The 10,691-nt window shown below is 73.8% G+C and carries 8 protein-coding genes; 4 read left to right on the top strand and 4 right to left on the bottom strand.

Annotated elements, in window-relative coordinates:
- Window positions 1-61: 61 nt before the first annotated feature.
- Window positions 62-1,303 (bottom strand): ROK family transcriptional regulator, encoded by a 1,242-nt coding sequence (locus WH07_RS25790; RefSeq protein ID WP_046504722.1) that lies wholly within the window; start codon window positions 1,301-1,303, stop codon window positions 62-64.
- A gap of 158 nt (window positions 1,304-1,461) precedes the next feature.
- Entirely contained in the window at window positions 1,462-2,568 is a 1,107-nt protein-coding gene (locus WH07_RS25785; RefSeq protein WP_046504720.1) for a mechanosensitive ion channel family protein, read from the bottom strand.
- A 268-nt stretch (window positions 2,569-2,836) separates the two neighbouring features.
- On the opposite strand from WH07_RS25785, the gene WH07_RS25780 reads away from it, so the two are divergent.
- Entirely contained in the window at window positions 2,837-3,373 is a 537-nt protein-coding gene (locus tag WH07_RS25780) for an HNH endonuclease (protein ID WP_046504717.1), read from the top strand.
- A 94-nt stretch (window positions 3,374-3,467) separates the two neighbouring features.
- On the opposite strand, the gene WH07_RS25775 is transcribed toward WH07_RS25780, so the two are convergent.
- Window positions 3,468-6,446 carry a beta-N-acetylglucosaminidase domain-containing protein gene (locus WH07_RS25775; protein ID WP_046504713.1) on the bottom strand — a complete coding sequence of 993 codons (2,979 nt, stop codon included), beginning with the start codon at window positions 6,444-6,446 and terminating at the stop codon, window positions 3,468-3,470.
- A 228-nt stretch (window positions 6,447-6,674) separates the two neighbouring features.
- On the opposite strand from WH07_RS25775, the gene WH07_RS25770 reads away from it, so the two are divergent.
- The 3 genes from WH07_RS25770 to WH07_RS25760 are packed head-to-tail and all read left to right on the top strand — an operon-like array spanning window position 6,675 to window position 9,400.
- On the top strand, window positions 6,675-6,935 hold the full coding sequence (locus tag WH07_RS25770; RefSeq protein ID WP_408645937.1) for a hypothetical protein: 261 nt from the start codon (window positions 6,675-6,677) through the stop codon (window positions 6,933-6,935).
- Window positions 6,936-6,950: 15 nt separating this feature from the next.
- The gene (gene malQ, locus WH07_RS25765; RefSeq protein ID WP_046504709.1) at window positions 6,951-9,146 is read left to right on the top strand and encodes a 4-alpha-glucanotransferase; all 2,196 of its coding nucleotides are present in this window, start codon (window positions 6,951-6,953) and stop codon (window positions 9,144-9,146) included.
- A gap of 20 nt (window positions 9,147-9,166) precedes the next feature.
- Window positions 9,167-9,400 carry a hypothetical protein gene (locus WH07_RS25760; RefSeq protein WP_046504706.1) on the top strand — a complete coding sequence of 78 codons (234 nt, stop codon included), beginning with the start codon at window positions 9,167-9,169 and terminating at the stop codon, window positions 9,398-9,400.
- A gap of 138 nt (window positions 9,401-9,538) precedes the next feature.
- On the opposite strand, the gene WH07_RS25755 is transcribed toward WH07_RS25760, so the two are convergent.
- Window positions 9,539-10,552, bottom strand: coding sequence for an MASE1 domain-containing protein (locus WH07_RS25755; protein WP_332836374.1), 1,014 nt, complete (start codon window positions 10,550-10,552; stop codon window positions 9,539-9,541).
- Between the last annotated feature and the right edge of the window lie 139 nt (window positions 10,553-10,691).

Below are 10,691 nucleotides of genomic sequence, written 5' to 3'. Positions count from 1 at the left end.
GGGTACGGATGTGCGGGGTGCGGGTCTGGGGGAGGTGGAGTACGGGCGTACGGGACGCGGGCTAGCGGGAGGTGTCGAAGACCTCGTCGCGGGTGGCCGCGAGCGCGCTCTCCAGCGCGCCGCGCAGGACGGGATGGCGCTGGACCTCGCCGATGAGGAGCCTGGGACGGGACGCGGCCAGCTCGGCCAGCTCCGCCTGCACGAGCGCGCGCAGCGGTTCGCCGCCCGCGGCGGTCACCCCGCCCGCGAGGACGATCAGTTCGGGATCGAGCACGGCCGCGACGGAGGCGAGACCGGTGGCGAGCCGCTGGGCGAACTGCCGCAGCAGCCCGGCCAGCCGTTCGTCCTCGCCGTGCCCGGCCGCGGCGCGCGCCAGCAGCCCGGCGGCGACCTCGGCGTACGGCTGCTCCGGGGTGTCGATGCCCAGGGTCCTGGCCAGCCGCGGTACGGACTGCGCGCCCGCCAGCTCCTGGAAGCCGCCGCTGTTCGCCCTGACCACCTGGCGTACCAGCGGAGTGCCGGGGACCGGCAGGAAGCCGACCTCGCCCGCGCCGCCGGTGAAGCCGCGGTGCAGCCGGCCGCCGATGACCAGGGCGGCGCCGAGGCCGTCCTCGTTCCACAGCAGGACGAAGTCGTCGTGGCCGCGGGCCGCGCCGAGGCGCTGCTCGGCGACCGCCGCGAGGTTCACGTCGTTCTCGTACTCGACGGGCATCGGCAGGACCGCCGCCAGCTCGTCGAGCAGGGCGGGGGAGTGCCAGCCGGGCAGATGGGACGCGTACCGCAGGCGGCCGGTCGACGGGTCGAAGGCGCCCGGCGTGCCGATCACCACCCGGTGCACGTCCCCGCGCGCCAGTCCGGCGGCCTTGACGGCACCCTCCAGGGCGTCCGTGACCTGCTGTACGACACCGCCGGCGCGGCGGCCGCCCTCGGCGCGGCGGCCGGGCGTCGGCAGTTCGAACTCCCCGACGGTGGCGCCGGTGATGTCGGCGACGGCGGCGAGGATCCGCTGCGGGTTCACATCGAGCCCGGCGGCGAACGCGGCGCGCGCGTTGACCGCGTACAACTGGGCGTTGGGGCCCGGCCGGCCCTCGGTGGTCCCGGTGGCGACGACCAGTCCGGCGGCTTCGAGCCGGGCCAGGAGCTGTGAGGCGGTCGGCTTCGACAGGCCGGTCAGCTTGCCTATCCGGGTACGGGAGAGCGGCCCGTGGGCCAGCAGCAGATCGAGCGCGGCCCGGTCGTTCATGGCCCGCAGCACGCGTGGCGTCCCCGGTGACGGAGTGGGTGGCCCGGTCACATCGGTCATGGACTGGACACCTGCCTTTCGCCGCTCGCTCTCCCACACTGTTAGGAAAGTTTCCTATTGGGGTGCGAGGAAGGTAAGCCGGACGTCAGGAAGGCGTCAATACTCTCCGGCAGATCACTCCCCCGAGGCAACCAAAGCGTTACCTCGGGGGCATGCGGCTATTTGGACAGATTCGACGCCGACGGCGAGGGCGACGGGCTGGGCAGATTCGACGGCGAGGGGTTGAGCGGCGCCGCCGCCTGCGACTGCGGGGAGGTCGGGCTGGCCAGCGCGGAGGGCGCGGACATGGCAGCGGTCGGATCCGGCGCGGGCGGCTGCTCCATGACCGGCGGCAGGCCGCCGACGATCTGGATGCCCGCCTCGTCGAAGGCCCGCTTGATCCGCCAGCGCAGCTCGCGCTCCACGGCCAGCGCCTGGCCGGGCATCGTCTTCGCGGAGAGCCCCACGGTCATCGAGTCCAGCAGCACCGAGTCCAGCCCCAGGATCTCCACCGGGCCCCACAGCCGCTCGCCCCACACCTCGTCCTGGGCCATCTTCCCGATGACCCGGCCCAGCACCGCCCGTACCCGGTCCAGGTCCTCCGACGGCCGGACCATCACGTCCACGACCGCGGTGGCCCAGCCCTGGCTCAGATTGCCGATGCGCTTGACCTCGCCGTTGCGTACGTACCAGATCTCGCCGTTGTCACCGCGCAGCTTGGTCACCCGCAGCCCGACCTCGATCACCTCGCCGGAGGCCACTCCCGCGTCGATGGTGTCGCCGACGCCGTACTGGTCCTCCAGGATCATGAAGACCCCGGACAGGAAGTCGGTGACCAGATTGCGCGCGCCGAAGCCCAGCGCGACACCGGCGACGCCCGCGGAGGCCAGCAGCGGGGCGAGATTGATGTTCAGCGCGCCCAGCATCATCAGCGCGGCCGTGCCCAGGATCAGGAACGAGGTCACCGAGCGCAGCACGGAACCGATCGCCTCGGAGCGCTGACGGCGCCGCTCGGCGTTGACCAGCAGCCCGCCCAGGGCGGTGCCCTCGACCGACTGGACGCTGCGGTTCATCCGGTCTATGAGCTTGGTCAGCGCCCGCCGGATCACATGGCGCAGCACCAGCGCGATCACCAGGATCAGCACGATCCGCAGCCCGATGCTCAGCCAGGTCGACCAGTTCTCCTCCACCCAGCTCGCCGCGTCGGTCGCCCGGTCCGCCGCTTCGTCGAAGGTGACGGGGTCGGACGACGAGGGGCCGGCGGCCGGCAGGGCGGACCAGGACACGTCAGGACCTCCAGGTATCGCGAGCGGTCCCACCACACTAACGGGGCAGTGCGGCCGTGCCCGTGCCCCGACGGGCGGAGAGACACGGCTCACGCAGGTCGCGGGCGTGTCGCGCGGCGCGCCGGACGCGGGGGGAGAGGCCGGTGTGGTCGAAAACACTCCGAGCCCGTTACCTGCACGTGGTGGCGTTTCCACCTGGCATGAGGAGAGACTGAGAGCAGATCGTCCCGGCGCGAGCCACGCGCCGCCGGCGTTATAGGAGGCATCCGTGCCGCATGTCCTGGTCCTCAACGCGTCGTACGAGCCGCTCGGCGTCGTACCGCTCCGCCGCGCGCTCGTCCTCGTCCTGGAGAACAAGGCCCTCTGCCTCGAGGAATCCGGCGCCTTCATGCACAGTGAGACCCGAGTCATCCCAGCACCCAGCGTCGTACGGCTGAAGCGGTTCGTACGGGTCCCTTACCGGGGGCCCGTTCCACTGACACGCCGTGCGCTCTTCGCCCGCGACGGCGGTCGCTGTATGTACTGCGGTGGTGTCGCAACCAGCGTCGACCACGTCATTCCGCGCAGCCGTGGCGGACAGCACGTGTGGGACAACGTGGTGGCGGCCTGCCGCCGCTGCAACCACGTCAAGGCGGACCGGCACCTGCGGGAGCTGGGCTGGAGACTCCACCAACAACCTGCCCCGCCATCGGGCCTGGCATGGCGGATCATCGGGACCGGTCACCGGGACCCCCGGTGGTTGCCGTACTTGCAACCATATGGCGCGGAAGACGCGATGGCTCGGATCGACGGCATTTCAGCCTGAGATCCGGGCCTTCGTCGTCCCGGTGTCCTCAATCGCCGGACGGGCTGGAGACAATCTCCGGACCAGCCCGTCCGGCGGTTGAGGACACTTGTCGCTACTCGGCTACCGCGTACGCCTCGACCGCGTACAGCGAGTAGCCGAAGCGGGTGGCGCGCTCGTCGCCCTGGACGCGGACGAAGCGGGTTTCCCTCGCGTCCATGCCGATGGCCTCCCGGCCGCCCCGGCCCGCGTTCACCGTCGCCGCCGTGCGCCAGGTCCGGCCGTCGGAGGAGACCTGGATGCGGTAGCGGGTCGCGTAGGCGTCCTGCCAGTGCAGGACGATCTGGCCGAGGCGGGCGGGCTCCGGGAGTTCGAGCTGCCACCACGCGCCGTCCTCCACCGGGGACGACCACCGGGTGGCCGGGTCGCCGTCGAGCGCCGCGGCGGCCGGGAAGTCCGGGGTCTCGTCGCCGGACGAGGTCGCCGTCGCCGTACGGGCCAGATCGGGGCCGCCCGTCCGCGGCGAGGCGCGGACCGTCAGCGTGCGCTCGTCGCCCGCGAAGGCGAGCGGTACCTCATAGGTACCGGCCGGTGTCCCCTCGGGCACGCTGACCTCGACCGGTACGTTCTTCTGCGCGCCCCGCGGCACCGTCGTCGTCCCGGGCACCGTCACCCGGATCCCCGACGGCGCCTTCGCCGTCAGCGCGCCCCGCACCTCGCCCGGCCGCTGCGCCGCGAGCCGCGCCTCGACCTTCTGCGGCTTGCCGCCGATCTGTGCGTCCGCCTCGTCGTGGACCAGGTCCAGCCGGGCTCGCGGCTCGTCGGCGAACCAGGGGACGACATGCCGTACGGAAGGCGCCGGCGCCCCGGGACCCGCCACGCCCGGACCCGCGCCCGGCGAGACGATCCGTACCGCGTCGATCCGCAGCCCCTTCGTGTCCGACTCCGTCCAGCCGCTCGTCGACAGGGGCCCCAGCGCGCGCCAGCCCTGCCCCGGCACATGCGCCTCGACGGTCGCGCCCGCCCCCGTACCCGGCTCGGACATGGTGTTCACCGCCTCGACGGGTCTGGCCCCGCCCAGATCGACGGTGTACGAGCGCGCGTCCTGCGTGACCTTCCCGGCGTCCCGGTCCGTCGCACGGTCCGCGCCCGTCCACGCCGAGGACTCCTTGACCGCCCGGTCGAGGAACGGCCCGAGCACGCCCTCGCCGACCGTCGCCCGGCTCGTACGCGCCGCCTCGTGCAGCGGTTCCAGATCGAGGGACGCCCGCCAGGCCGCCGCCCCGTCGCCGCGGTCCTGCGCCAGAAGCATGTCGACGGCCAGCTCGCCCGCCGTGCCGTACCGCGCGAGCTGGTCGAGCCAGGGCCGTACCTCCTCGTCGAGCTGCCCGTCCGCGATCCCCGCGAGCCGCTCCGGCGCCTCGCGCATCACCGTGAAGGCGGCCCGCAGCGCGCTCGCGGCGCTGGTTCTGGTGCCGCGGTCCGCGGTCGTACGGGACTGCCAGAAGTCCTTGAGCAGCGGCTTGAGATAGCCGGACTCCGCCGGGCCGAGGATCGACGACGCGTCGTTGCCCGCGAGCGCGCCGAGCGCCTCACGGGCCCTGATGTCGCCGCCCGCGAGATCGTCCAGCGCGGCCCGCCAGGACTCCTGCGGGTCGTAACCCCGGGGATTCCAGGCGTAGTCCGCAGCCGTGAACAGCGCGATACGGGACGCCGACGCCTGCTCCATCGCATTGGCGAGCAGTGCCGCCGAGCCGGTCGCGACGGCCGGTTCGCGGCCGGTGTACGGGCCGAGGAAGATACGGTCCTGCTCGTAGTCGTTGACCGGATAGTTGTCCATGGTCACCAGCGGGCGTCTGAACGCGGCACGCGCGCCCGCCAGTTCCTGCCCCGTGATGGTGCGCGGCACCACCCCGACCCCCGTCCACGCCACCTGTACGCGTGTGTCGAGCGCGTCCGCGAGCGCCTCGCGGTAGTCCGTCGTGCCGTCCTGGTAGTACTCCGTCGGCATCACCGTCAGCGGCTCGGCGCCGGGATGACGCTCCGCGAGATGCCGCGCCACCGCGTTCGCCACCCGGGCCTGCGCCGCCGCGGCGGCCCGGGGTCCCGAGCCGAAGGCGTCCGCGTCCTCGCCGCAGTGCCACTCCGTGTAACTGACGTCCTGGAACTGGAGCTGGACCGCGCGCACCCCCAGCGCCCACATCGCGTCGATCTTGCGGGTGAGATCCCTGAGGTCCTTCCGCGAGGTCATGCACATGGCCTGGGCGGGGGCCACGGCCCAGGCGAGCGTCACATGGTTGCGCCGGGCGCGCTCGGCCAGCTCGCGGAACTCCGCGCGCTGCGCGGCGGGATACGGCTCGCGCCAGCGCGCCTGGCGGTACGGGTCGTCGCCGGGCGCGTACAGATAGCGGTTCTGCTTGGTGCGGCCCATGAAGTCGAGCTGGGAGAGCCGCCGCCGGTGGTCCCACGGCTGTCCGTAGAACCCCTCCGCCGTCCCCCGTACGGCCGTGCCCGGCCAGTCCCGTACGACCACGCCCTGGACGGCGGGCCGGCCGGACCGCTCGACGACGAGCTGGCGCAGGGTCTGCGCGGCGTGGAACAGGCCGTCGCCGTCGACGCCGTCCAGGGCGACGGTGTCACGGCCGGCCACGGTCCCCACCGCCACGCGGTAGCCCCCGGCGGGCAGATCGGCGCTGTCGGGCGCGCGCAGCGCCCGCAGCGCCTCGCGCGCGCCGGCACCGCCCGCGAGGACCAGCGGTCCGGTGGCGGGCGCGGAGGAAGCGGTGCGTACGGTACGGACACCCGCCTCGCGCAGGATCTCCGTCAGCGCGTCCACGGCGTAGGCATCGGCGTCCGCGCCCGCCACGACGGTCACGTCGTCGCCGAGGGGCACCAGCCGGCCGCCCGCGCGGATCGTCTGCGGCCGGGGCCAGACCGGGGGCACCTTCCCCGCGCCCTCGCGCTCGGGAGTGGTCGCCGAGGGGGAGCCCGGGTCGTGCGGGGCGGCCAGCGCGCTCGGCGCGGTGCCGAGGAGACCTCCGATCACGGCGACCGCGACGGCGGTCGCGGTGCCCTTTCGCTGCCCGAGCCGCATGTTCTGCTCCTCTCGTGCCTCCGGGTCCCGTGCGGGTCCCGCACAGGTCCCGTCGGACAGGACCACATCTGGTCCCGACCCACGCCGCAACGAGCCCACCACCCCCGCGGTGAAGGTGTCAATGCGCGTGGCCGTTGTGTCGCGATTGCCGGTTTGTGATAGGCAGGACGTCAACTGCCGCACAGGGAACGGATCGTGACTCGGCACACGTTTACCGGCCGTAAGCGTCTGCGGTTCCGCCCGCTGGGTAGGGCTGCTGTGTCCTGTCCTGTTTCCCTGTCCACTGGAGGCGCCGCCATGGCCGCATCCGCACAGCTTCTGCCGACCGCACCTTCCGAACAGACGGACCCGACCCCCCTCACCAGCGAGCCGCCGCTCGCCGACGCAGCCCCGCTCACCAGCGAGCCCCCGCTCGCCGACACCGCTCCGCTGACCAGCGAGCCGACCGCGCCCGGCACGGCCGGCGGCACGGAGTCCCCCGGAGTCTGACCCCCTGGAGTGCGTATGAGCCTGGCCGGACTCGCCGAACTGCATGGTGTCGCCACCTCGTACGCACCGTCGCCGGGCGTCAGTGTCCCGGTCCCCGACTCGACCGTTGTGCTGGTGCTGGCCGCGCTGGGTGTCGACGCCTCCAGCCCGGCGGCGGTGGACAAGGCGCTGAGGCGCGCCGAGTCCGCCGCCGCGCGCCGCCTGCTGCCGCCGACGCTGGTGGTGTGGACGGCCCGGGGCGCACCGGAAGCACCCGAGGACGACGCGGTGACCGCGCCCGTGAGCACCGCGCCCCTGCTGCCGCCCGCCCTCGCCGCGCTGCCGGACGGCTCGGTGCTCCGGGTGGAGACCGAGCAGGGCGGGTCGGTGGAGCTGCCCGCGGGGCCCGGCGCGGCCGCCGGCTGGGCCCGGCTCCCGCTCGGGGTGCACCGGCTGACCGTCCGCGCTCCCGCCGCCGCGGGCCGTGGAGCCGCCCGGGGCCGTGCAGCCGTCGGCGGCCACCGGGAGGACCGGGCCGCGCTCGTCGTCGCCCCCGACCGGGTGCCGGAACCCTCCGCCCGCGCGTACGGCTTCCTGGTGCAGCTCTACTCCCTGCTCTCCCGGCGCTCCTGGGGCATGGGCGACCTCGGGGACCTCGCCGAGCTGGCCGCCCGGTCGGGCCGGGCCCTCGGCGCCGGGTTCGTACAGATCAACCCCCTGCACGCCGGGGTGCCCGAGGTGCCGGCCGACCCCTCGCCGTACCGCCCCTCCTCGCGCCGGTTCCCCGATCCGGTGCATCTGCGGATCGAGGCCGTACCGGAGTACGCGTACGTCCACGGCGAGGACCGCGACCGGCTCGACCGGCTCGCCGAGCGGGCCGCCGCGCTGCGCGCCGCCGTGCTGGATCCGGGCAAGGGCGCGCTGATCGACCGGGACGCGGTGTGGGAGCTCAAGCGGGCCGCCCTGGAGATCCTGGCCACCGTCCCGCTCGGTCCCGGCCGCCGCGCCGAGTACTGCGACTTCCTGGCCGAGCGCGGCCGGGCCCTGGAGGACCACGCCACCTGGAACGCGCTGGCCGAGGCGCACGGCCCCCAGTGGCGCTCCTGGCCCGCCGGGCTGCGCGATCCGCGCTCCGCCGAGACGGCCGCGGCCCGGCGCCGGCTCCTCGACCGGGTCGACTTCCACTGCCGGCTGGCCTGGCTGACCGACGAACAGCTCGCCGCGGCCGGCCGGGCGGCCCGGGACGCGGGCATGGGCGTCGGGATCGTGCACGACCTCGCGGTCGGCGTGCACCCCGACGGCGCCGACGCCTGGGCGCAGCAGGACGTCTTCGCCGCCGGCATGTCCGTGGGCGCCCCACCGGACGCCTTCAATCCGCGCGGCCAGGACTGGGGGCTGCCGCCCTGGCGCCCCGATGTGCTGGCCGCGTCGGGCTACGCCCCGTACCGAAGCCTGCTCCAGGGCCTGCTGCGGCACGCCGGGGCGCTGCGGATCGACCATGTGATGGGCCTGTTCCGGCTCTGGTGGGTGCCCGAGGGCCTGGACCCCACCCGGGGAACGTATGTCCGGTACGACGCGGAGGCGATGCTCGCGGTCCTCGCCCTGGAGGCGCACCGCGCGGGCGCCGCCGTCATGGGCGAGGACCTGGGCACGGTCGAGCCGGGGGTACGGGAGGCGCTGGAGCGGCGCGGGGTGTTCGGCACCTCGGTCCTCTGGTTCGAGCGCGACTGGGACGGCACGGGCGGGCCGCTGCCGCCGGACCGCTGGCGCGCGGGATGCCTGGCCACCGCCACGACCCATGATCTGCCGTCCACCGCGGCCCGGCTCACCGGTGAGCATGTCGAGCTGCGCCACCGGCTCGGCCTGCTCACGGGACCGCTGGAGCGTGAGCGGTCCGAGGCACAGGCGGAGCTCGCGGAGTGGCTCGGCCGGCTCACCCGGCTGGGACTGCTGTCCGGCGACGACGAGGAGGAGCGCATCCGCGCCGTCTACCGCTTCCTGCTGCGCACCCCGGCGCGGCTGGTCGGGATCTGGCTGCCGGACACGGTGGGCGACCGCAGACCGCAGAATCTGCCGGGCACCTGGGACCAGTACCCCAACTGGCGCCTGCCCGTCGCGGACGCCGAGGGCCGCCCGGTGGCCCTGGAGGAGCTGGCCGCCTCGCCCCGGCTGCACGCCCTGATGGAGGTGTTCCGGCCGGGTACGGCACCCCCGCCCGCGCGGCCGTCCTAGCCGTTCGCTACTTTTGCGGGGTGGACAAGAAGAACGCTCTGCGCGCCGGCGCCCTGGCGGCCGGTACGACGCTGATGATGCTGCTCCTGTCGTCCCCGGCGCTCGCGCTGAGCCGGGACGACGGCGACGACCCGGGCCCCGGCCTGAGCATCGCCGAGACGCTCGGCCTGTATGTGGTGGCGCCGCTGGTGATCTTCGGCATCATCGCGGGCCTGGTCATGGTCCTCGACAAGTCCCACAAGCAGCACGTCTGACCCCGCGCGGGTCGTCCGACCCACGTGGGTCCCGTAGGGCGCGCCGGGCGCGGACAGCCGACCGGCGGCGCCCTTTACGTGTGCCACCGGCCCTGGCGTACGTACGCACCGGGCGCGCCCTTCACGTGCGTACCGTGCTCACGTACTCCCCTCACTGCCCTCCACGGCCTGCTGGCGCCGTGGCCGCAGCCTCGTCCCCTGGCCGGGCACGAGCTGCTCCACCACCTCGGTCAGCTCGTCGCAGGCCTCCTCGATCTTCTGGTGGATGTTCTTCTGCTCGGTGACGATCGCCGTCAGCAGCAGTGAGGTCAGCGCCAGGGAGCCGTTGAACGCCTGAAGGGTGATCATCCGCTCGACCAGGGTCTGATGGGCGAACGCCCCCGCCGGATTGGCCGCCTCCCAGATCGCGCGGAGGGAGACCGCGAGCGCGAACGGAGCGCTTCCGGCGAGATGGAAGCGCAGCGCCGCCCAGATCAGCACGGGGAACACGAGAAAGAACAGCGTGAAGGTGCTCATGGTGGCCAGCCAGGTGATCACCACGGCGGTGATCACCAGCGCGGACACCTCGGCCCACCGGTGGAAGCGCGGGGGCCACCGCAGCCGGCACAGCAGGAGCAGGAACGGTGTGACGAGCAGGACGCCCATGGCGTCGCCGGTCCACCACACCAGCCAGGCCGTCCAGAATCCGTCCGGCAGCGTGACGCCGCGGAGCCATATCGTCGCCACCGGCACGGTCGCGGCGACCAGCATTCCGGCCAGTCCGCCGAGGAAGACCAGCGCCACCCCGTCCCGCAGCCGGTCCAGCTCGATACGGAATCCCACGCGCCGCAGAAGCAGCAGGGAGGTGAGCGGCGCGAGGGTGTTCCCGACCGTGATCGCGATCTCGATCCCGCCCACCGGGCCGAGCGGCAGGAAACCGACGAGGGTGCCCAGGGCGATCCCCGGCCAGACGCCGGCGCCCAGAAGCAGCAGAGCGGTCAGGGCGATGCCCGTGGACGGCCAGAGCGGTGTGAGAGCGGTGCCGCCGACCTCCAGGACTTCCTTGTGCAGGCCGATCCAGCCGCCCACGCAGTAGAAGGCGGCGACGCCGAGGATCCGGAGGGCGGCCACGGTCGGACGTCGGAGTTGCTCGGTACGCACCACAGCGGCCATGAGACATCGCGCCCCCGCCCGGCCCGGCGGTGACACGCACTGCGGGGCCGCGCAAGTCACCCGGTGCCCCGGCGACGGCGTGCGGAGAGCGACCGCGGCGCTTCCAGGACGAAGCGCTCTGCGGGGGCTGGGGGCTGGG

The sequence above is a fragment of the Streptomyces odonnellii genome (assembly GCF_000981895.1).
Lineage (GTDB): Bacteria > Actinomycetota > Actinomycetes > Streptomycetales > Streptomycetaceae > Streptomyces > Streptomyces odonnellii.
The sequence above is the reverse complement of the archived record's forward strand: the minus strand, read 5'-3'. Positions and strand labels throughout refer to the sequence as shown.